At 45.1% G+C, this 22,360-nt stretch carries 25 protein-coding genes, 2 rRNA genes and 2 other annotated features; all 27 genes read right to left on the reverse strand.

Annotation, left to right across the window (positions count from 1 at the left end):
• Positions 1-24: 24 nt before the first annotated feature.
• The gene (locus P4361_RS19090) at positions 25-627 is read right to left on the reverse strand and encodes a class I SAM-dependent methyltransferase (RefSeq protein ID WP_091010597.1); all 603 of its coding nucleotides are present in this window, start codon (positions 625-627) and stop codon (positions 25-27) included.
• 331 nt (positions 628-958) lie between these two features.
• Positions 959-1,321 carry a 50S ribosomal protein L7/L12 gene (gene rplL, locus P4361_RS19095; RefSeq protein WP_053356207.1) on the reverse strand — a complete coding sequence of 121 codons (363 nt, stop codon included), beginning with the start codon at positions 1,319-1,321 and terminating at the stop codon, positions 959-961.
• Between the two features lie 52 nt (positions 1,322-1,373).
• Entirely contained in the window at positions 1,374-1,874 is a 501-nt protein-coding gene (gene rplJ, locus P4361_RS19100) for a 50S ribosomal protein L10 (RefSeq protein WP_062240216.1), read from the reverse strand.
• A 40-nt stretch (positions 1,875-1,914) separates the two neighbouring features.
• Positions 1,915-2,062 (reverse strand) — a sequence feature (ribosomal protein L10 leader region).
• A gap of 43 nt (positions 2,063-2,105) precedes the next feature.
• Positions 2,106-2,807: a 50S ribosomal protein L1 gene (gene rplA, locus P4361_RS19105; protein ID WP_328090542.1), complete on the reverse strand. Its 702-nt coding sequence runs from the start codon at positions 2,805-2,807 to the stop codon at positions 2,106-2,108.
• A gap of 201 nt (positions 2,808-3,008) precedes the next feature.
• On the reverse strand, positions 3,009-3,434 hold the full coding sequence (gene rplK / locus P4361_RS19110) for a 50S ribosomal protein L11 (protein ID WP_053356210.1): 426 nt from the start codon (positions 3,432-3,434) through the stop codon (positions 3,009-3,011).
• A 172-nt stretch (positions 3,435-3,606) separates the two neighbouring features.
• Positions 3,607-4,140, reverse strand: coding sequence for a transcription termination/antitermination protein NusG (gene nusG, locus P4361_RS19115; protein WP_053356211.1), 534 nt, complete (start codon positions 4,138-4,140; stop codon positions 3,607-3,609).
• Positions 4,141-4,223: 83 nt separating this feature from the next.
• Positions 4,224-4,433, reverse strand: coding sequence for a preprotein translocase subunit SecE (secE, locus tag P4361_RS19120; protein WP_425590291.1), 210 nt, complete (start codon positions 4,431-4,433; stop codon positions 4,224-4,226).
• Between the two features lie 144 nt (positions 4,434-4,577).
• Entirely contained in the window at positions 4,578-4,727 is a 150-nt protein-coding gene (rpmG, locus tag P4361_RS19125) for a 50S ribosomal protein L33 (protein ID WP_062240211.1), read from the reverse strand.
• A gap of 182 nt (positions 4,728-4,909) precedes the next feature.
• Complete coding sequence (sigH, locus tag P4361_RS19130) at positions 4,910-5,560, reverse strand: RNA polymerase sporulation sigma factor SigH (protein WP_053356214.1); 651 nt, start codon at positions 5,558-5,560, stop codon at positions 4,910-4,912.
• Between the two features lie 82 nt (positions 5,561-5,642).
• On the reverse strand, positions 5,643-6,152 hold the full coding sequence (locus P4361_RS19135; RefSeq protein WP_328090544.1) for an NYN domain-containing protein: 510 nt from the start codon (positions 6,150-6,152) through the stop codon (positions 5,643-5,645).
• Entirely contained in the window at positions 6,152-6,898 is a 747-nt protein-coding gene (gene rlmB / locus P4361_RS19140; RefSeq protein ID WP_053356216.1) for a 23S rRNA (guanosine(2251)-2'-O)-methyltransferase RlmB, read from the reverse strand. The genes P4361_RS19135 and rlmB overlap by 1 nt, the downstream gene beginning before the upstream one ends.
• On the reverse strand, positions 6,895-7,320 hold the full coding sequence (locus P4361_RS19145) for a Mini-ribonuclease 3 (RefSeq protein ID WP_053356217.1): 426 nt from the start codon (positions 7,318-7,320) through the stop codon (positions 6,895-6,897). The genes rlmB and P4361_RS19145 overlap by 4 nt, the downstream gene beginning before the upstream one ends.
• A complete protein-coding gene (cysS, locus tag P4361_RS19150) occupies positions 7,321-8,721 on the reverse strand; it encodes a cysteine--tRNA ligase (protein WP_328090546.1) in 1,401 nt (466 codons plus the stop codon).
• Complete coding sequence (gene epsC / locus P4361_RS19155; RefSeq protein ID WP_053356219.1) at positions 8,718-9,368, reverse strand: serine O-acetyltransferase EpsC; 651 nt, start codon at positions 9,366-9,368, stop codon at positions 8,718-8,720. The genes cysS and epsC overlap by 4 nt, the downstream gene beginning before the upstream one ends.
• A gap of 16 nt (positions 9,369-9,384) precedes the next feature.
• On the reverse strand, positions 9,385-9,690 hold the full coding sequence (locus P4361_RS19160; RefSeq protein ID WP_091010590.1) for a hypothetical protein: 306 nt from the start codon (positions 9,688-9,690) through the stop codon (positions 9,385-9,387).
• Between the two features lie 22 nt (positions 9,691-9,712).
• Positions 9,713-9,950: a binding site (T-box leader), on the reverse strand.
• A gap of 67 nt (positions 9,951-10,017) precedes the next feature.
• Complete coding sequence (gene gltX, locus P4361_RS19165; protein WP_328090548.1) at positions 10,018-11,484, reverse strand: glutamate--tRNA ligase; 1,467 nt, start codon at positions 11,482-11,484, stop codon at positions 10,018-10,020.
• Positions 11,485-11,534: 50 nt separating this feature from the next.
• A complete protein-coding gene (gene ispF, locus P4361_RS19170; RefSeq protein WP_328090549.1) occupies positions 11,535-12,011 on the reverse strand; it encodes a 2-C-methyl-D-erythritol 2,4-cyclodiphosphate synthase in 477 nt (158 codons plus the stop codon).
• Positions 11,986-12,699: a 2-C-methyl-D-erythritol 4-phosphate cytidylyltransferase gene (gene ispD, locus P4361_RS19175; protein ID WP_328090550.1), complete on the reverse strand. Its 714-nt coding sequence runs from the start codon at positions 12,697-12,699 to the stop codon at positions 11,986-11,988. The genes ispF and ispD overlap by 26 nt, the downstream gene beginning before the upstream one ends.
• A 64-nt stretch (positions 12,700-12,763) precedes the next feature.
• Positions 12,764-13,855 carry a PIN/TRAM domain-containing protein gene (locus P4361_RS19180; RefSeq protein ID WP_053356223.1) on the reverse strand — a complete coding sequence of 364 codons (1,092 nt, stop codon included), beginning with the start codon at positions 13,853-13,855 and terminating at the stop codon, positions 12,764-12,766.
• An 83-nt stretch (positions 13,856-13,938) separates the two neighbouring features.
• Positions 13,939-15,012, reverse strand: coding sequence for a DNA integrity scanning diadenylate cyclase DisA (disA, locus tag P4361_RS19185; protein ID WP_053356224.1), 1,074 nt, complete (start codon positions 15,010-15,012; stop codon positions 13,939-13,941).
• 3 nt (positions 15,013-15,015) lie between these two features.
• A complete protein-coding gene (radA, locus tag P4361_RS19190) occupies positions 15,016-16,392 on the reverse strand; it encodes a DNA repair protein RadA (RefSeq protein ID WP_053356225.1) in 1,377 nt (458 codons plus the stop codon).
• Between the two features lie 220 nt (positions 16,393-16,612).
• Positions 16,613-19,045 carry an ATP-dependent protease ATP-binding subunit ClpC gene (gene clpC, locus P4361_RS19195; RefSeq protein WP_328090551.1) on the reverse strand — a complete coding sequence of 811 codons (2,433 nt, stop codon included), beginning with the start codon at positions 19,043-19,045 and terminating at the stop codon, positions 16,613-16,615.
• Positions 19,046-19,070: 25 nt separating this feature from the next.
• The gene (locus tag P4361_RS19200; RefSeq protein ID WP_053356227.1) at positions 19,071-20,138 is read right to left on the reverse strand and encodes a protein arginine kinase; all 1,068 of its coding nucleotides are present in this window, start codon (positions 20,136-20,138) and stop codon (positions 19,071-19,073) included.
• A gap of 3 nt (positions 20,139-20,141) precedes the next feature.
• Complete coding sequence (locus P4361_RS19205) at positions 20,142-20,678, reverse strand: UvrB/UvrC motif-containing protein (RefSeq protein ID WP_328090552.1); 537 nt, start codon at positions 20,676-20,678, stop codon at positions 20,142-20,144.
• A gap of 36 nt (positions 20,679-20,714) precedes the next feature.
• Positions 20,715-21,185: a CtsR family transcriptional regulator gene (locus tag P4361_RS19210; protein WP_053356229.1), complete on the reverse strand. Its 471-nt coding sequence runs from the start codon at positions 21,183-21,185 to the stop codon at positions 20,715-20,717.
• A 554-nt stretch (positions 21,186-21,739) separates the two neighbouring features.
• Positions 21,740-21,855, reverse strand: a 5S ribosomal RNA gene (gene rrf / locus P4361_RS19215).
• A 387-nt stretch (positions 21,856-22,242) separates the two neighbouring features.
• Positions 22,243-22,358, reverse strand: a 5S ribosomal RNA gene (rrf, locus tag P4361_RS19220).
• Positions 22,359-22,360 lie beyond the last annotated feature (2 nt).

Below are 22,360 nucleotides of genomic sequence, written 5' to 3' on the forward strand. Positions count from 1 at the left end.
TATTAGCATAGACTCCATACAGAGTCAACGTTTTATCGCTCGAATAATATAGTACCCTTTACTTTTTGAAACAGTCTCCACTTCCGCAAATACGGACTGAAGTTTTTCAATCGCAGATGGAGCACCTTGTTTCTTTTGAATGACTATCCATAATTCCCCATCAGTCTGCAATTTATCATACGAATCTTCAAACAGCTGATGGACAACCTTTTTTCCTGCACGGATGGGAGGGTTTGTAAGAATGGCCGCAAATCCCATTTCTGCAACATTTTCAAACAGGCTGCTTTTTCGCACTTCGATGTTGGAGATCCCGTTTTTCTTCGCGTTTTCCGCAGACAATTCCAGGGCGCGCTCGTTAATGTCCACCATCAGCACACGCCGGCCAGGATTTTCTTTAGCAATCGCGAGTCCAATCGGTCCATAGCCGCATCCAACATCCAAATAATCTCCTTCAATTCCCGGAGATACAAATTCTTCAATCAGCAATCGGCTTCCGAAGTCCACTTCCTTTTTTGAAAAGACACCGGAATCAGATGTGAATTTGAACTCATGGTTTCTAAGCGTAAACGTCCAGTTTTTCGGATCGCTTTTTACGTCCGGCCGCTCAGAATAATAATGACCACCCATGTTCATCTTCCTTTCCTTAAAAGGAATTCCTGTTATCAGTATGACCAAGATTACTCAAGATAAGCGCAAGTGCCCTGTTTAAGTCCGACAACCGCCGGAACTCATGCACAGCAACACGCTTTTTGTGTTGAGGGGCAAGAGTGAAGCGACCTAAGACGAATTGTGGTTTTTCAATTCGCCCTCCGAGGACTTATGCTGAAAACAATAAATACGTTTTCAGCCCTGGGCGCTGGAGCTGGACAATACTTCGCCGAATGCTCCATAGTTTTCATGCTTTCTTATCTTCCAAATAAAAAGGTCCGCCTGTTGGCGAACCCTTTTTGATTTGAAATTACTTAACTTCTACAGAAGCTCCAACTTCTTCAAGTTTAGCTTTCATTTCTTCAGCTTCTTCTTTAGCAATGCCTTCTTTAACATTGCTTGGAGCGCCGTCAACTAGTTCTTTAGCTTCTTTAAGACCAAGGCCTGTAAGCTCACGAACTACTTTGATAACTTTGATCTTAGAAGCGCCAGCGCTTGTAAGAACTAAATCAAACTCAGTTTGCTCAGCAGCAGCGTCTGCACCAGCAGCTCCACCAGCTACAGCTACAGGAGCTGCAGCAGTAACACCAAACTCTTCTTCAATTGCCTTAACTAGGTCGTTAAGTTCTAAAACTGTCATAGTTTTTAAGCTTTCAATGATTTCTTTAGACATTATAATTTCCTCCTTAGTTAGTTAAATCTATAAATCAGTTAAAACGCAAAGCTTATGCGCCTTGTTCTTCCTTTTGTTCAGCAACTGCTTTAGTAACCAACGCAAAGTTGCGAATTGGCGCTTGAAGCACGCTGAGTAACATAGAAAGAAGTCCTTCGCGTGATGGAAGATCTGCAAGAGCTTTAACTTCCTCAACCGATGCGATACGGCCTTCAATTACACCTGCTTTGATCTCAAGAGCATCATTTTCCTTAGCAAAGTTGTTAAGAATTTTAGCTGGAGCTACTACATCGTCATTGCTGAACGCAATCGCTGTAGGACCAACCAAATGCTCGTTAAGCTCAGATAAGCCAGTTTCGTCAGCTGCACGTCGAGCCATTGAGTTTTTGTATACTTTAAACTCGATCCCAGCATCACGAAGTTGTTTACGAAGCTCAGTTACTGCCGCTACAGTCAAACCGCGATAGTCAACAAGAATTGTTGATTTGCTCTCACGCAATTGTCCAGCGATATCAGAAACCAATTGCTTCTTAGTTTCAAGAATACTGCTCATCCTTACACCTCCTGTAGAATAGTCTAGTCATCTTCATACCGTAGCCATAAGAAAAGCCTTCATGTTAGACATGAAGGCGTAGTGTCAGAAATTAAGCAATCAATAATTGATTTATTCTGTGCTACACACCTCGGCAGGATAATTAAGCATTAAGCCCCCGCTGTCTACGGCATGACATAGATATTTATTTACAACATTAACAACTATAACAGTCTAATTAATGTGTGTCAACTATTTTTTAAGAGAAAAGTTAGATGGGTTAATTTTGATTCCAGGTCCCATTGTAGAAGAGATTGCTACGTTACGAACATAAGTCCCTTTCGCAGCAGCTGGTTTCACTTTAAGCAATGTGTCGATGATTGTACCAAGGTTCTCAGCCAACTTGTCGTTGTCGAAAGAAACTTTACCGATCGGCACGTGAATGTTTCCAGCTTTATCTACACGATATTCTACTTTACCAGCTTTAATATCGTTAACCGCTTTTTCAACTTCAAATGTAACTGTACCAGTTTTAGGGTTAGGCATTAAACCTTTTGGCCCTAATACGCGTCCAAGACGGCCAACTTCAGCCATCATGTCTGGTGTTGCTACGATTACATCAAAATCAAACCAACCTTGTTGGATTTTGTTGATGTAGTCAGTATCGCCTACGAAATCTGCTCCAGCAGCTTCTGCTTCTTTCGCTTTCTCGCCTTTAGCAAATACTAGCACACGTTGAGTTTTACCAGTTCCGTGCGGAAGTACTACAGCGCCACGAACTTGTTGGTCCGCTTTCTTAGGATCTACTCCAAGACGTACTGCTACTTCTACAGACTCATCAAACTTAGCTGTCGCAGTCTTTTTAACAAGCTCGATTGCTTCAGAAGCTTCATAAGATTTTTGGCGGTCTACTAATTTAGCCGCTTCTTGGTATTTCTTTCCTTTTTTAGCCATTGTAAAAATTTCCTCCCTTATGTGGTTTAGCGGATATTCCTCCCACTTAAGCGGTCTCTCGAGATTTTGAGGCCGCCATGCCTTTTTGGGAACGCCGATGATTATCGCGCGTTCCGTCCGGCTTTGGTTCCATTAATAAAGGTTGCGAACCGTTACCGGTAGGATGTCTCCTTTACTCGCAACCCTTTGGAAGCATTAGAATTAGTCTTCGATAACAATTCCCATGCTGCGTGCTGTACCTTCAACCATACGCATTGCAGATTCAACATTTGCAGCGTTTAGGTCAGGCATTTTTGATTCTGCAATTTCGCGAACTTTATCACGTTTTACAGTTGCAACTTTTTTCTTGTTCGGCTCACCTGAACCAGACTCGATTCCAGCAGCTACTTTAAGTAGAACAGCAGCCGGAGGAGTTTTAGTGATGAATGTAAATGAACGGTCTTCAAAAACCGTGATTTCAACCGGAATGATTAAACCAGCTTGATCAGCAGTACGAGCGTTAAACTCTTTACAGAATCCCATGATGTTAACACCAGCTTGTCCTAGTGCAGGTCCAACCGGTGGTGCCGGATTTGCTTTACCAGCAGGGATCTGAAGCTTTACCATTTTAATAACCTTTTTAGCCACGCGACACACCTCCTTAAGTCCGTGATGTGGTATATGGGTATGATATACCCTCCCACTCAAAAATACGCTTCCCCCTTGCTTAGGAGAAAGCAGATGTTTAGAAATATCAAACATTAAAAAGTCTATCACTTTTTAAGTTGGATTTCAAGTGTTTTTGAAATTACTTCAAAAATTAAAGCTTGACGACCTGGTTGAAATCTAATTCAACCGGGGTTTCGCGGCCAAACATATTCACGTGAACTTTGAGTTTTCGTTTTGTCGGATCGATTTCTTCGATGGTACCGACAAAGTCAGCAAACGGTCCTTCTTTAACTTTGACCGCTTCCTTCAGCTCATAATCCACTTCGATGCGAGGCTCTTCCATGCCCATGCCTTTAAGAATGTGTTCAACCTCTTCAGGCAAGAGCGGAGTCGGTTTTGAACCCGCTCCTGCAGATCCGACGAATCCTGTAACACCCGGCGTATTTCGAACCACATACCATGAATCATCCGTCATGACCATTTCAGTCAAAACATATCCAGGAAACACCTTTTTCATAGCGGTTTTTGTTTTGCCGTTCTTGATTTCTGTTTCTTCTTCAACAGGAACCAGTACACGGAAGATCTTGTCCGACATTCCCATTGATTCCACGCGCTTTTCCAGGTTCGTTTTCACTTTGTTTTCATACCCTGAATAAGTATGAACGACATACCAGTTTTTTTCCATATTCATCGGGACAACCCGTGTCCTTTCCCTCCTAAGCGGATATACTCTAGCATTGTATCCAGTTATGTTTCTATATAATCAAACTAGTCTAAAATGAGTTCAATAAGCTTCGAAATACCAAGATCAACTGCCCAGAAAAAGATTGCCATCAAAACCACTGTTACGACCGTTATAGTTGTATAGCGGATCAGCTCATCACGTTTCGGCCAGCTTACCTTTTTCATTTCCTTCTTAACATCGGATAAAAACTTTGCAGGTGATTTCCTTGTTTTTTCAGCAATGTCAGCCATCATGTTACCCCCATTACCTGATTGATATATGAGTAAGAAAAGCGGAAGCGATCTGGGTGGGCGCTGCAGCTAGACATAGCCCTGCCGAATTCCTCACAGTCTTAGTCTTACCTTTCTTACTTTGAAAACAGCCGGCTAGCCGGCCTTTTATTTCGTTTCTTTGTGGGTAGTGTGCGCATTGCAATGACTGCAAAACTTTTTAACCTCGATACGTTCAGGATTTTCCGCCTGGTTTTTCATGGTGGTATAATTTCGGCTGTTGCATTGACCGCAGGCTAAAATAACTTTTTTTCGCATAATAACACCTTCCGTGCTGTTAAGACCCACTCATCCACAATATCTATACTACTTTTACCACATTATCACAGCCCAAAAGGCTTGTCAATAAAGGTCGGAACGGCTCATGAGAGAAGATCGTGCCCTTTCGCGTTCCGGAAAACTTTATTGAAATAAAAAAAGAAAAGCAGGGGGATCCCTGCTTATAACGTTATTTCTCTTAACTCAAGATATCGTTCGAGCTTCCTCTTCACCCGCTGCAATGCATTGTCGATCGATTTCACATGCCTGTCCAGATCGATCGAAATTTCCTGATACGATCTTCCGTCCAGGTAGAGCATCAGCACTTTTCGCTCGAGGTCACTCAATATCTCTCCCATTTTCAGTTCAATATCATCAAACTCTTCCTGGTTAATGATCAACTCTTCCGGATCGGTAACCTTCGTCCCGCAAATTACATCCATCAGCGTCCTGTCCGATTCTTCATCATAGATCGGCTTGTCCAATGATACATAGGAATTGAGCGGAATATGTTTCTGCCTTGTGGCTGTCTTAATAGCCGTTATCATTTGCCGCGTGATGCACAGTTCGGCAAAAGCCTTAAAGGATGAAAGCTTGTCCTCTTTATAATCCCTGATTGCCTTATAAAGGCCAATCATGCCTTCCTGGATAATATCCTCCCGGTCAGCTCCGATTAAAAAGTAGGATCTAGCTTTTGCGCGCACGAAATTTTTATACTTGTTAATTAAAAATTCCAGTGCAGCACTGTCTCCTTCATGGACATGTTCAACCAGACTTTCATCTTCAATCTGTTCATAATCCAGAACCGTCATTTCTTTGAGGTAAATGCTCACGACAATCCCCCCGTCAGAGCCTGAATGCAAGGCAAAATATAACAATATTATACAGCATGTCATGAAAAAGCGTCAAGATTGTTTATTTTTGACCTCTTCGCCATTTTTCGAATATTTCAGCTACTTCCTCGGACAGGGAGATGCTGGAAAAGTTTCGTTCTCTCGCTTTCTTGACTTTCCGCTCAATTCTTTTCTCTATATCGTCCATTTCGACCTTTAGCTCTCGGGATGACTTTCTTAAAGCGCCTTTGGCAAAAACAACCCATTGCTCCGTATAATCGGAGGTTGCTACAAAGATGCGTGTATTCACATTTTTGTACTCTGAAGCCAGCCTCTCGATTCTTTCATCGGCCGTTTCGTTTTCCCTTGTGAAAATCACTTCAACCTTGTAATTCTTTGCTTTCTTCTCCATTCCAGCTACCATATGGGCATCGAATACAATGATGACCCGGCAGCCTGTAAAGGCCTGATACTCTGCCATTTTTTCAATCAGGATATCGCGTGCTTTTGCAAAGTCCGCATCCTTTAATGACCGGAGTTCAGGCCAGGCGCCTATGACATTATAGCCATCAACGAGTAAAATATTATCCATTATGATGACAGCGGATGGCGTTTGCGGTAAACCTCATACAATAAAAGGCCGGCTGCGACTGAAGCATTGAGAGAAGTAACTTTCCCTTCCATCGGCAGGCGTACAAGAAAGTCACACGTATCTTTAACCAGCCTGCCCATGCCTTTGCCTTCACTTCCGATGACAAGTCCGATTGGCATATCAAGTCCGGCTTCCCTGTAATCTTCCTTTCCTTTCATATCGGCTCCTACAAACCAAATGCCGCGCTCCTTAAGCTCTTTCATTGTTTGTACGATGTTGGTCACACGCACGACCGGAATATATTCGATCGCTCCAGTTGAGGCTTTTGCTACAGCGGCCGTCAATCCGACCGCCCTCCGCTTAGGGATGATAATTCCGTGGGCGCCTGCTGCGTCTGCCGTACGCATAATGGATCCGAGGTTGTGGGGATCTTCAATCTCATCAAGGATGATGAAGAAAGGCTCTTCACCTTTTTCCTCTGCTTTTTTAAATAAATCATCGATCTCTGAATATTCGTATGCGGCAACTGCAGCGATCACTCCTTGGTGATTGCCCCCGTCACTCAGCAGATCGAGTTTGCGCTTCGGAACAAACTGCACGAGGACATTGTTCTCCTTCGCCATATGAATGACCTGGCTGACCGGCCCTTTCTGTGAGCCTTCACCTACAAATATTTTGTTTATGTCTCTTCCCGCACGCAATACCTCAAGTACAGGGTTTCTGCCAATAATAAATTCTTCGCTCATTTTTTTCCTCCCTCTCCCGCCTGTTCGACGAAAGAAACTACTTTTTCAAAAATGGTCTGTAACCGCTCTTCATTCCCAAGCAGATGATGATAGCCAATAATCGCTTCAAAGCCTGTCCCATACCTGTACGTTTGTACATCTGTGTTTTTGGGCACGGAACCTTGCTTTGCGTTTCTGCCCCGCATAATGACACTAACTTCCTCTTCGTCAAAAAATTTCTCATCAAGCAAGCGAAGAACAACAGAAGCCTGGGCCTTGGCTGAAACATATTTGGTTGCCAGGGTATGAAGCCGGTTCGGTTTCACCTGGCCGGTATGGATGAGGTGATGCCGTACAAATGTTTCAAGTACAGCATCTCCCATGTAAGCCAGCGTCATCCCGTTCAGTTGTTTTATATCCGAACTCGAAATCTGTCTGCTCATTTATTGCCTCTTCCAGCGGACACCCTGCGGAGTATCCTCCAGGATGATGTTCATATCCTTCAGCTGGTCACGAATTTCATCTGCTCTCGCAAAATTACGGTCTTTTCTTGATTTGTTGCGTTCTTCGATCAGTGCTTCAATTTCTTCATCAAGCAGTTCTTTTTCTGCTGACAGGGCCAAACCAAGTACCCCGGTAAGCTCTTCAAAGAGGGTGATAAAATCAGACAGCACACTTTTGGATGTGTTTTCAGACTGCAGGTAAACGTTAGCTTCCCTAGCCGCGTCAAACAAGACAGCAATTCCGTTGGCTGTATTAAAATCATCATCCATCTCAGAAATGAAGTCCTTTTTAAACTGCGAAACTTTCGCTTCCCAAACTGCTGTATCTTCCGCCAGGTCAGCACTGACTTCCTGTCTGTGTTTCAAGTTCTCGTATGCTGTACGGATTCGACTCAAACTGGCATGTGCGCTTTGAAGCAGTTCATCACTGAAATTGATCGGATTTCGGTAGTGAACCGCCATCATGAAAAAGCGGATGACTTGAGGATCATATTCTTTGATCATGTCATGGACGAGAACAAAATTCCCAAGCGATTTGGACATTTTTTCGTTATTGATATTAATATAGCCGTTATGCATCCAATACTTGGCCATCGGTGCTTCGTTCAGGGCTTCAGACTGAGCAATCTCATTTTCGTGATGCGGAAAGGTAAGATCCTGGCCGCCGCCATGAATATCAATGGAATCACCAAGGTATTTTTTAGCCATGGCCGAGCACTCGATATGCCATCCCGGACGTCCATTGCCCCAAGGGCTTTCCCAGAAGATCTCCCCTTCTTTCGCCGCTTTCCACAATGCGAAATCCAACGGATCCTTCTTAATTTCACCCACTTCGATACGTGCACCCGAACGAAGGTCATCGATCGACTGATGAGAAAGCTTGCCATATCCTTCAAACGAGCGGGTTTTAAAATAAACATCGCCTTTTGCTTCATATGCATAACCTTTTTCAATCAGCTTGCTGATAAAATCAATGATTTCAGGCATCGTTTCGGTCACCCGCGGATGGTGGTCCGCTTTTTGTACACCCAACGCGCAAACATCTTCATGATAGGATTGGATAAAACGTTCTGCGACTGCCGGCACATCAGTACCAAGCTCTTTTGCCGCCTTAATGAGTTTGTCATCCACATCCGTAAAGTTGGAAATAAAGTTTACATCATAGCCGCGATATTCGAGATAGCGTCTTACGGTATCAAAGACGATGGCCGGACGCGCGTTGCCAATATGAATATAATTGTAGACGGTTGGTCCGCATACATACATCTTTACTTTCCCTTCTTCGAGAGGTTTGAATACCTCTTTTTGACGCGTCAACGTATTATAAATAACTAAACTCATCGTACTTCACTTCCCTTTCGTAAACGTTCAATCTCTTCCTGCAATCGTTCCAGCTCTTCCTGAACCTCTCTGAACTGAGAGGCCACCGGATCAGGCAGGTTACAATGATCCAGTTCTTTGCCAATTTTCATTCCATCCTGGATAACAATCCGACCAGGAATCCCAACAACTGTCGAATTCGGAGGTACATCCCGCAAAACAACAGATCCTGCTCCTACCTTAGAATGTTTCCCAATTGTGATGGATCCCAATACTTTTGCACCTGTCGCAATTAAAGCATGGTCCTCAATGGTCGGGTGGCGTTTACCTTTTTCTTTACCAGTACCACCAAGTGTTACCCCCTGATACAAGGTAACATCATTACCGATAATACAGGTCTCCCCTATGACCACACCCATACCATGGTCTATAAAAAACCGGTGCCCGATCTGTGCACCCGGATGAATCTCAATTCCTGTAAAAAAGCGGCTGATCTGCGAAACGACCCGGGCCCAAAACAAAAAGTTTCGTTTGAACAACTTATGTGCCAGCCGATGTGCCCATATTGCATGCAGGCCAGAGTAGGTAAGAACCACCTCCAGCTTGCTGCGCGCTGCCGGATCATTCTCAAAGACAGCCTGTATATCCTCCCTCATGCGTTTCCACATTGTAATCCCCCCTTAGTTAGAAAAGCTGAAGCAGGCGTTTAGGGCCGAAAGACGGTGGAACACTTACACAGCAACACGCTTTTTGTGTTGTGGTGGGAGTGTGAAGCGGCCGAGGCCCTGCCTGCTGAAGCTGGATCGAGAAAAGCTGAAGCTCCTGCAGCTGCTGAACCGCTAGTTTACCGTAATCCCCATTCGGCCGGTAAACGTGTGCTTTTCGCCAGTAAATTTTCATTTTAGACAGTAAATGTGCACTTTCGGACAGTAAACCCTTCATTTCCGCCAGTAAACTTATCCATGGCCCTTGCTCTGCCCGCTCCAGCAAAAAAAGCGCCACTGTGCGTATGCACAGAGACGCTTTTTGCGCGGTTCCACTCTGTTTAACAGCAAAAACGGAATATAATGCCGTATTTTTGCTGTTCTCCTTGTACTCCGTAACGTGGAGGGCCGCTTTTATCTACTGTATCGGTTCGATAAAAGGCTCCGAGGTGCATTTCAGTTTCCTTTTCATAAACCGCTCTCAGCCCATGGCGGTTCTCTCTGATAGGAAAATGGCAAACTTACTCTCCTCATCCTTGCTGTCGCTGTAATTAATTTCTTTTAATATATTACATTAGGAGCAAAATGTTAACTAATTTTGCCTGACAAAAAATTATGATAGGCGGGATGCTGTTTTATCCAGGCGTTTCAGGATCTCTTCCTTGCCAAACAATGAGATAGCTTGAGGAAGATCTGGACCATGCGTCTGGCCTGTAGTCGCCACGCGAATCGGCATGAACAGATTTTTCCCTTTTTGCTTCGTTTCCTTTTGTGTCGCTTTAATCGCCGCTTTCACTTCCTCCGCAGAGAAATCCGTGATCGCTTCGACATGGCCTTTAAAGGCAGCGATGACTTCAGGAACCGTTTCGCCTTTCAAAACTTCAAGCGCTTCTTCTTCATATTCAATCTGATCCTTAAAGAAGACATCTGTCTGTTCCACGATCTCAGCGCCATAGCTTAATTTTTCCTGATAGAGGGAGATGAGCTTGGATGCCCACTCGCGGTCTTCCTCAGTCATGTTCTCTTTGAGCCTTCCTGCTTCAATAAGATGCGGAAGGGTAAGTTCCATCACTGTTTCAAGGTCTTGCTTTTTCATGTATTGGTTGTTTACCCAAAGCAGCTTCTGCTTGTCAAAAATAGCGGGTGCTTTAGACAGTCTGGAAGGATCAAAGATTTCAATGAACTCTTCCTTCGTGAAGATCTCTTCTTCTCCAACCGGAGACCAGCCAAGCAAGGTAATGAAGTTGAACAAAGCTTCAGGAATGTATCCCAGCTGTTCGTACTGTTCAATAAACTGGATGATGGACTCATCGCGTTTGCTCAGTTTCTTGCGGTTTTCATTAAAGATCAGCGTCATGTGGCCAAACACTGGCGGCTCCCAGCCAAATGCTTCATAGACCATAAGCTGTTTCGGTGTATTGGAGATGTGATCATCCCCGCGCAGTACGTGAGAAATCTTCATTAAGTGATCATCTATAGCTACGGCAAAGTTATAAGTCGGAATACCGTCTTTTTTCACGATGACATAGTCGCCAATTCCATTGGAATCAAACGAAACATGTCCTTTTACCATATCATCAAACGTATACGTATGGTCTGCCGGCACAGCAAAACGGATGCTTGGCTTTCTTCCTTCTGCTTCAAGCGCCTTACGCTCATCTTCCGTCAAATGGCGGCACTTGCCTGAGTAATGAGGCGTCTCGTTCTTGGCAACCTGCTCCTCGCGTGCCGCTTCAAGCTCTTCCTCTGTACAGTAGCACGGGTAAGCCAAGCCGCGGTCTAACAAGTCCTCATAGTGTTTTTTGTAGATGTCCAAACGCTCCATCTGAGTATACGGGCCATACTCTCCGCCGACATCAATGCTTTCGTCCCAATCGATGCCCAGCCATTTTAAATACGTCAGCTGGCTTTCCACTCCGCCCTGGATATTTCGTTTTTGGTCAGTATCCTCAATACGGATGATTAGCTTGCCGTTATTGTGGCGGGCAAACAAATAGTTAAACAATGCTGTTCTTGCGTTCCCTATATGTAAATGTCCTGTTGGGCTTGGTGCATACCGTACCCTTACTTCGTTTGACATTTCAATTCCACCTCGATATATTTTTTGCTTTTCCCATTGTACCACTTTGTCTACTTTTTTGTAATAAGGATGACTGCGTTAGCGGCAATCCCTTCACTGCGGCCGGTAAAACCCAGTTTCTCAGTCGTTGTCGCCTTCACATTAATCTGATCCGTTTCAGCACCGAATATCCCGGCGATTACATTTCGCATCTCTTCAATATATGGAGCCATCTTTGGCTTTTGGGCAATGATCGTGCAATCGACGTTCCCTAGAATATAGCCTTTATTCTTTACAAAATCCCAGGACTCCTGAAGCAGTTTTTTTGAATCCGCATCTTTAAAAGCTGCGTCCGTATCCGGAAAATGCTTGCCGATATCGCCTTCACCCGCTGCTCCAAGCAATGCGTCCGTTACAGCATGCAGCAGAACATCCGCGTCAGAATGGCCGAGCAGCCCCTTTTCATAAGGAATGGTGATGCCTCCGATAATCAGAGGGCGCCCTTCGACGAGCTGGTGCACATCATAGCCTTGTCCTACTCGAATCATGTTTTCCCCTCTCCCTTTGTGCCAATATGGCATTGGCGAATAGTATGTCATGCACAGTTGTTAATTTAATGTTTAGATAATCTCCCTCAACGATGGATACCGGGTAGTTCATTTGTTCTACGAGGCTGGCGTCGTCCGTACCTAGATAATCAGCTTCGGCTGCCATCCGGTGAGCGTCAAGTACGACAGGCAGACGAAAAGCTTGTGGGGTCTGGACAGCCCACAAGCTCGCACGGTCTACCGTTTCATACACGGTTCCGCCTGTTGCTTTTTTTACCGTATCTTTTAAAGGAACAGCCAAGATGGCCGCTCCTGTTTCATTCGCTTTCAGTACAAGTTCATGAATGTTTTCTCTTTCCACAAAGGGACGTGCACCATCATGAATGAGTGCCAGTTCCGTGTGCTGCACTGCTTTTAATCCTTCAAAAACACTGTGCTGCCGTTCGGCTCCGCCTTCTACAATCCGGACAATCTTTTGAAAACGTCCTTTTTCGGCCAATTCCTGGAATTGAGCCTGTTCCAACCGATTCACAGCCAGGATGATTTCCCGGCACCACGGATCCTCTTCAAATACAGAAAGTGTATGAGCGATCAGCGGTTTGCCGTTCAGTTCGATCCATTGTTTATTCTTTCCTGCATTCATCCTTTTTCCCTGGCCTGCAGCAGGAATGACTACGCTATATTCCAACAATCTTCTCCACCACACTATACCGCGTACAGAGAAATCAATGGCTCTCTTGTAAGCTCGTTAATTATAAAGCCTTCTCCAGAAGTTTCGGCTTGGCAAAAATCATCCGTCCCGCAGAAGTCTGCAGTACGCTCGTCACGAGGACATCGATGGTCTTACCGATATAGTTTCGGCCTTCTTCCACCACGATCATCGTTCCGTCATCAAGATAGCCAACACCCTGGTTATGCTCCTTGCCGTCTTTTATCACCTGCACGATCAATTCTTCACCAGGCAATACGACCGGTTTCACTGCGTTGGCAAGGTCATTTATGTTCAATACTAACACATTTTGAAGCTCGCATACTTTGTTTAAATTAAAATCATTCGTTACAACGATACCGGACAGAAGCTGGGCGAGTTTCACCAATTTGCTGTCCACTTCGCTCACTTCTTCAAAGTCGCCTTCGTAGATCTCAACTTTGATGGAGAGTTCCTTTTGGATGCGGTTGAGAATATCAAGTCCGCGCCTTCCTCTGTTCCGTTTCAATACATCGGACGAGTCGGCAATATGCTGAAGTTCTTCCAGCACAAAGCGAGGAATAATGAGCGGGCCTTCAAGGAAACCGGTCTGGCAGATATCCGCGATTCTTCCGTCAATGATGACGCTCGTATCTAGAATCTTATATTTTCCTTTAAGCTTTTCTTCTTCCGTATCCTTTTTCCGTTCTTTTCCTGAGCGGTTAATGGAGAACAGATTAATCAGCTCATCCCGCTTTTTAAAACCAACCTGGAAACCGAGGTAGCCTAATAACAACGTTAGAAATATGGGCAGAACCGAACTGAACACCACAATATTGATGTTATTAAGAGGAAGTTGTACAAAAAAAGCAACTATAAGTCCGAATATAAGTCCCATCGTTCCAAAAAGAACATCAGTGACCGGAGCTTTTACGACGGTTTCTTCCACCCACCGGATCAGCCCAACAATATAATCAGTCACCCAAAACGTAGATAAAAAGAATATAAGTGCCCCTAAGACGGCGCCCGCATAAGATGAAGTCAATTCTGACGGCAGATCACCCAAATTGAGAATACGGATAATGTCAGGGACATAGATAAAACCAAGCATGCCACCAACAACAACAAAAAACAGCTGTACAAATCTTTTAAGCATGCATTTCACCTCCCTTAACCATTATTTACAGATTGTCTGTTTTGAAACGTGCTCTTTTGATAATTTCCATAAAAATTACCCATTTATATATGCCTGTCTACAAAAAGCTGCTCCTGAATCCGTTTCAGGCCTTCTTTAATTTTCTTGGCACGGATTTCTCCGATGCCCTCTACTTCATCCAGCTCTTTGATAGAAGCTCGCAAAATACTCGGAAGACTGTCGAATGTTCCGATTAAATTTTCCACAATGAGCGTCGGCAGCCTTGGAATCTTTGAAAGGATGCGGTAGCCACGCGGATGAACGGTTTCATCCTGCACATTGGAAGAAGGGGAGTGTCCCAGCAGTTTCACAATGACATTTTCATCAAACAGCTCGTCGCTGGAAAGCTTTTTGAGCTGACGGAGAATGTGTGCCGGGTCATGTTTTCTGTCTTTTACATAATCTTTGATTAAAAGAACTGCCTCATCTTCTATGTTAGATACAAGTTCTTCCATCTGCATCCGTATTAATCTTCCCTCTACACCCAATTCATTAACATATTTTATGATTTCGCTCTTTATTCTTAGAACCATTTCAATACGGTGGATGACCTGGGAGACCTCCTGAAATGTCACAAGCTCCTCAAATTCAAGAGCACCAAGGTTTGTTACGCTCTGGTCGAACACAACCTTGTATTTTTCGAGGGTCTGGATGGCCTGGTTTGCTTTTGTTAAAATGACACCGATGTCTTTCAATGAATAGCGGATCACACCTTGATAGAGCGTGATGACATTACGTCTCTGAGATATCGATATAACAAGATTTCCGGTCTGCCGGGCTACACGCTCAGCAGTCCTGTGCCGGATTCCGGTTTCGGTAGACGGAATAGACGTGTCAGGCACCAATTGCGTATTGGCATATAGGATGCGAGAGGCATCTTCACTTAGGATGATGGCTCCATCCATCTTAGCGAGCTCATAAAGAGATGCCGGGGAATATTTACAGTTGATGGAGAATCCTCCGTCAACAAGCTGTGTAACTTTATCATTATAGCCGACAACAATGAGGCCGCCAGTATTGGCGCGGAGTACATTGTCTATACCCTCTCTGAGGGGTGTTCCTGGCGCAACGAGCTGGAGCATGTTGCTGATGATCGCTTCTCTTAGTATATGATCCATACCTTATCCTCCCAAAGTATAGTGCAATGCCTCTTCAACAGTAGACACACCAATCACTTCAATTCCTTTAGGGATTGTCCATCCCCCGAGGTTTTTATCCGGGATAATCGCCCGCTCGAAACCAAGTTTCGCAGCTTCATGAATCCGCTGGTCGATTCTTGAAACCCGGCGCACTTCTCCTGTCAGGCCGACTTCCCCGATCATAACATCTGTCGGCCGGGTAGGAGCATCCCGAAAGCTCGATGCTATGCTTACGGCAACGGCCAGATCAACAGCTGGTTCATCCAGACGCACACCGCCGGCGACGTTTAAATAGGCGTCCTGATTCTGAAGCAGGAGGCCCACCCTTTTTTCAAGGACCGCCATAAGCAATGAGACTCGGTTATGATCGATGCCTGTTGCCATCCTTCTCGGATTTCCAAAACTTGTAGGAGATACTAATGCCTGTATTTCTACGAGCATGGGCCTTGTTCCTTCCAAGGAAGCAACAACAGTCGATCCGGCTACTCCTTTTGAACGCTCCTCAAGAAAAATTTCAGAAGGATTGAGGACTTCTGACAGCCCAAGCTCTTTCATCTCAAACACGCCGATCTCATTGGTTGATCCAAAGCGGTTTTTGACTGCACGCAAGATTCTGTACGTGTGATGCCGCTCACCTTCAAAGTAAAGCACCGCATCCACCATATGCTCAAGCATTCTCGGTCCGGCAATCGCACCTTCCTTCGTTACGTGTCCGACGATAAAAATAGCAATCCCTTTCGTCTTGGCAATCCTCATAAAATGGGATGTGCACTCCCGGACCTGAGAGACACTTCCCGGGGCACTTGTGACCTCCGGACGGTAGACCGTCTGTATGGAGTCGATAATGACGACCGACGGATTGATTTCTGTTACGGCTTTTTCAATAAGATCAAGGTCAGTTTCAGCCAGGACAAAAAGATCTCCCGCCGATATATTCAGCCGATCAGACCGGAGTTTCGTCTGTTTTACTGATTCTTCACCTGAAATATAAAGCACTTTTTGCCCGTGCTGGGCCAGTTTTGCCGAGGTTTGCAGCAGAAGGGTGGACTTCCCGATTCCAGGATCTCCTCCAACGAGCACCAATGAACCAGGAACAATCCCTCCGCCGAGCACCCGGTTCAGCTCAATCGTATGAGTGTTGATGCGCGGCTCCTGTTCACTTTTTATATCAACTATGGATTGGGGCTTTTGCTGGGTGCCTGAAGCCGAAGAAGTTGTCAGGCCTCTTGTCTGGGTATCACGCTTGATGACTTCTTCCACCATTGTGTTCCATTTGTTGCATCCCGGGCATTTTCCCATCCATTTCGGTGATTCATACCCACATTCCTGGCACATAAAAACAGACTTGTTTTTGGCCATCCATTTCTCCTCTATTTCCAGACTGCTATGGAGCAGCTGGACCATTCTCTCTTTTTTTAATCTTGCTGTCTTTATCTTATCAAAAAAGCAGGCTCTCTTTCCAATGGGGGCATTTGGAATTTAGATAAAATACAGAAAATGATTCGACAAAAACCCGGAAGACGTGACTGCCTCCCGGGTTTTTGTATTTATTTCTATACAATTGGACAAATCCCATCATTTACGATGTAGCACCGACGGTCTCAACAACAAAGTCATTATTATCCACATCAATTTTGACGGTGTTTCCTTTGCTGATGTTTCCTTTTAGCAGTTCTTCTGACAGGCGATCCTCGATCTTACGCTGAAGGGCTCTGCGCAATGGACGCGCTCCGTACTCCGGATCATAGCCTTCATCGGTGATCTTATCGAGTGCCGCTTCAGTGATTTCGATCTCGATGCCCTGATCTTTCAAACGTTTGGTAAGTGAATCGGCCATAAGTGTAACGATCTGTTTGAGATGTGTCTTTTCAAGGGCATGGAAGACAATAATCTCATCAATACGGTTTAAAAACTCTGGACGGAAGGCTTTTTTTAGCTCAGCCATCACTTTCGTTTTCATGTCATTATACTGCTGATCTTCCGTGTGAACCGTAAACCCTAGAGAGCTGTTGCGCTTGAGCGTGCTGGCTCCAACGTTGGATGTCATGATGACGACGGTGTTGCGGAAGTCTACTGTACGCCCTTTAGAATCTGTCAGGCGTCCGTCTTCAAGCACTTGAAGCAGAATGTTGAACACTTCAGGATGCGCTTTTTCGATCTCGTCAAGCAGGATAACAGAGTATGGCTTGCGTCGTACTTTCTCTGTCAGCTGTCCGCCTTCCTCGTGTCCTACATAGCCTGGAGGTGAACCAACGAGTCGTGAAGTCGTATGTTTCTCCATGTACTCAGACATATCAATGCGGATGATCGCATCCTCATCACCGAACAGGGATTCGGCTACCGCACGGGCCAGCTCGGTTTTACCTACTCCAGTAGGTCCCAAGAAGATGAACGAACCGATCGGACGCTTCGGATCTTTCAAGCCGGCACGGGCTCTGCGAATCGCTTTTGAGATGGACTGAACCGCTTCATTTTGCCCTATGACACGGTTATGAAGAATCTCTTCCAGCTTCAACAGGCGTTCCGTTTCTTCTTCAGCCAGTTTGGAGACTGGAACGCCGGTCCAGCTGGAGACGACCTGCGCGATATCCTCTGGTGTTACCTCTGTATTCTCCTGACCTTGCTTTTCTTTCCATACATTCTTCGTTTTCTCAAGTTCCTCGCGAAGACGCTGCTCAGTATCTCTTAAGGAAGCTGCTTTTTCAAACTCCTGGCTTTGAACAGCAGCATCTTTCTCCTTGCGAACTTCTTCAAGCTTCAGTTCAAGCTCTTTTAGGTTTGGCGGTGCAGTATAGGAACGCAGTCTCACTTTGGAAGCTGCCTCGTCGATCAGGTCAATCGCTTTATCCGGTAGGAAGCGATCGGAAATGTAACGATCAGACAGCGTTACGGCTGCTTCGATGGCATCATCTGTAATGGTGACACGGTGATGCGCTTCATAACGATCGCGGAGACCTTGCAAAATCTGTGTACTTTCATCTTTTGTCGGCTCATTTACTGTGATTGGCTGGAAGCGGCGTTCAAGCGCTGCATCCTTTTCAATATATTTTCGGTACTCATCCAGTGTGGTCGCTCCGATACATTGAAGCTCACCGCGGGCAAGGGCCGGTTTAAGAATATTCGATGCATCGATGGCGCCTTCTGCTCCGCCTGCTCCAATCAATGTGTGCAGCTCATCGATAAATAGAATGATGTTCCCCGCCTGGCGGATCTCATCCATGACTTTCTTGAGACGGTCTTCAAATTCACCGCGATACTTGGTACCGGCAACGACCGTTCCCATATCGAGTGTCATGACCCTTTTATCACGAAGCGTTTCCGGAACTTCATTATTGATGATCTGCTGAGCAAGACCTTCTGCAATCGCCGTTTTACCAACACCCGGCTCACCGATGAGGACTGGGTTGTTCTTCGTTCTGCGGCTCAGTACCTCAATGACCCTTTGAATCTCTTTAGAACGGCCGATGACTGGATCAAGGCTTCCATCCTTCGCAATCGCCGTCAGATCTCTTGCAAGGCTGTCAAGTGTCGGTGTGTTCGCGTTCGTAGAAGAACCCCGGTGATTGGATGATGCCTCATTGCTTCCAAGAAGCTGAAGCACCTGCTGGCGAGCCTTATTCAAGCTCACTCCGAGATTATTCAGTACACGGGCTGCCACTCCTTCACCCTCACGGATCAGTCCTAGCAGGATGTGCTCCGTGCCCACGTAAGAATGTCCCAGTTTACGGGCTTCATCCATGGATAGTTCAATAACCTTTTTTGCTCTTGGAGTGTAATGGATGGTTTGCACGGATTCCTGGCCGCGTCCAATTAAGGTTTCTACTTCTTTTTGGATCTTTTCAGGTCCAAGACCAAGAACGTGAAGCGCCTTAGCGGCAATTCCTTCACCCTCACGGATCAAGCCAAGCAGAATGTGCTCGGTGCCAACATTATTATGGCCTAAACGGATTGCTTCTTCCTGTGCCAGCGCAAGTACCTTTTGAGCTCGTTCTGTAAATCGACCAAACATCATAATCATTCACACTCCCATTCAAATTTTAAGCTTCTTCAAGTTTGATTCTTTCCCTTATTAGCGTTGCCCTACGGATATCACGCTCATCAGGATTCAACATTTCATTGGCATATTGCTGCAAAAAGCCCGGTTGTGTAAGTATCATTAATTCATTTAATATGGATCGGGAAATTCCTTCAACAATTCCAAGGTCTATTCCCAGCCTGACGTCGGATAGGCACTGTGCAGCTTCCTTCGATTGGATGATCCGGCTGTTCGCCAGAACTCCATACGACCTGAAGATCCGGTCTTCAAGCTGGATTTTCAAACCGTCCTGCAGAGTTTTTCTTGCTGTTCTCTCTTGCTGAATAAGCTGAAGGACGACACCCCGCAAATCCTCCACAATATCTTCTTCTGATTTTCCAAGGGTTATCTGGTTGGAGATTTGAAAAACATTGCCCTGAGCTTCCGTTCCTTCCCCATATATCCCACGGACTACGAGACCCAGCTGGTTGATTGCCGGTATAATACGGCTGATTTGTTTCGTTAAGACCAGAGCTGGCAGATGCATCATAACAGAAGCACGCAATCCTGTTCCAACATTCGTCGGGCAGCTGGTCAGGTAGCCTCGTTCCTCATCAAACGCATAATCCACCTTTTGTTCGATCCAGTCATCCAATTCAGCTGCGAGGGTTAAAGCCTCATTCAGCTGGAAACCCGAAAAAAGGCACTGGATCCGGAGATGGTCTTCTTCATTGACCATGATGCTCACAGACTCATCATGATTAAGCATCACTGCACCAAACTTTGATTGTTCTGCAAGATGAGGGCTGATTAAGTGCTTCTCTACCAATACCCTTTTTGCGAGAGGTTTTAGCTGATCGAGATGAAGAATTTCAAACTCTCCGAAATTCCCGCAGCTATTTTCCTTACAAGCCCCCGCTAATGTCTGAATAACAGCCTCTGATTCCTCCTTGGAAGCCAGATCTGGAAAATTATATTTTTCGAGGTTTCGGGCCAGCCGGATTCTACTGCTTAACACAATATCTGAATCAGGTCCTTCTTTTTTCATCCAGGGACTGATAGCTTCACTTATAAAATGTTCAAGTGACATGCTCTATTCCCCCTTTTCCCGGTGCTTTTGCTTTTCCAAAAGCCGAATTTGATCACGTGTCTCTGCCGCTTTCTCAAATTCCTCATTTAAAATATACTGCTGCATCGCTTGCTTTAATTTTTCCAATTCGCGTTTTTCTTGAAGCCCGCTGCCAATCCGTTTCGGAATTTTCCCGGCATGTCTTGTATTCCCGCCATGCACCCTCTTTAAAATAGGGTCCAGCTTCGAATCAAAAACTTCGTAGCAATGGCTGCAGCCAAATCTGCCGGATTTGGCAAACTGATTGTAGGTCATGCCGCACTGAGGGCAAGCCTGGACCGACTGTTGAGAAAGTCCTGGAGAAGCCGTTCCCGAAATGGAAGGATCTCCATAAAGCAATCCAGAGAGCAGCTGATGAATAGAGAAAGTATTCGACCCCGGAAGGAATTCTCCTTTTTCTTTTGCACAATGCTCACAAATATGGAATTCTGTTTTCTTGCCGTTTACAATCTTCGTAAAATGTAAAGTGGCAGGCCGCTCATTGCATTCCTGGCAGAACATTTTTTTCCCCTCCCTATTAATAAATGTGATACATCGTTATCTGGTTCTAAATTTTAATGTCCGAATCATTGCTTTTAATAATTCAGCTCTTAATTGATCACGTTCAGGAAGGTCTAACACGTGTAAAACAGAGCGATCTGTCACGCTTAGCATAATCCTCGCCTCGCGTTCGGATACGATCTGCTCATCAAGCAACCGCAAAATAACATTCTCCGCATTTCCTTGTGAAATACGATCATTGATAAGAAGCAGCAGCTGATCAATAAGGTCGACATAATTCTCTGTTTTGACTTTAATGATTCGAATGTATCCCCCGCCGCCCCGTTTACTCTCTACAACAAAGCCTTTTTCCACCGTAAAACGGGTGTTGATGACATAATTAATTTGGGAAGGGACACACTGGAACTTTTCAGCAATATCCGTACGCTTGATTTCAATGAACGTCTCATTTGATCCCGCGATGACCTGCTTTAAATATGCTTCAATGATGTCTGAGATATTTTTCAACCTGCTCCCCTCCCCTCTGACTTTGACTATCTTTGACTATACAATTATATTATAGACGCTTTTTCAGGGTTTATGCAACTAATGTATACTTTTCTCATGATTGGGGGACTAGGTGTTTCTATCACAGTATTACCCGATATTTTTGGGATTAATCGTAACAATTGAAGACTTTTCAGTGTCGAAAACAGACAACACTTTACAGAGCCTGGGCTCAAGGAAGTTTTAGATTTCAAAAGTTTTGTGCGGTGTTTGGGTTTTGTTGAGAAAGGGACTAATTGAGGTTTTTTAATTTCCTTTTTTGTACGATTGGAGGGCTGCGGGGCGGAATAAGAGTGATCTAGACGGTCTGCCCTTGGGTGATTTGGGAGTGTTACTTGTGGGTTTGTACGGTTTACATGCGGCTTCGGCCCTTTTACGTGCGACTTTGAAGGGTTTACATGCGGGAATGGAGACTTTACGTGCGACTTTTCAGCCTTTACATGCCAAACCCATCATTGTCAAAAAAAGAACATACAAAAAAGCACTGCTGGATAATCCAACAGTGCTTCATTCGTGCCTGGCAACGTCCTACTCTTACAGGGGGAAGCCCCCAACTACCATCGGCGCTTAAGAGTTAACTTCCGTGTTCGGTATGGGAACGGGTGTGACCTCTTCGCTATGGCTAACCACCGAATTTCCTTTGCTCCGAGCCCACCCTAAGCAGCGAGATGCAGACCACCTTATTTGGTTGATCCCTCGATGGTTTAATGAAAAATAGAACAAGTAATTAGTTGTTTGTATAGGCTTCATTCTTTCGTATTCTCTTTGAAAATCATCTTTTTGTGGCTAATGGATAAGGTTTTGAAGGTTCTACTTTGTTGTTCGGGATCGTTACTTGCGGGTTTGGTGGGTTTACTTGCGGCTTTGGCCCTTTTACGTGCGACTTTGAAGGGTTTACATGCGGGAATGGAGACTTTACGTGCGACTTTTCAGCCTTTACATGCCAAACCCATCATTGTCAAAAAAAAGAACATACAAAAAAGCACTGCTGGAATCAATCCAACGGTGCTTCGTTGATGCCTGGCAACGTCCTACTCTTACAGGGGGAAGCCCCCAACTACCATCGGCGCTGAAGAGCTTAACTTCCGTGTTCGGTATGGGAACGGGTGTGACCTCTGCGCGATCGCCACCAGACA

Source organism: Fictibacillus sp. B-59209, from assembly GCF_036216745.1.
GTDB classification, from domain to species: domain Bacteria; phylum Bacillota; class Bacilli; order Bacillales; family Fictibacillaceae; genus Fictibacillus_C; species Fictibacillus_C marinisediminis.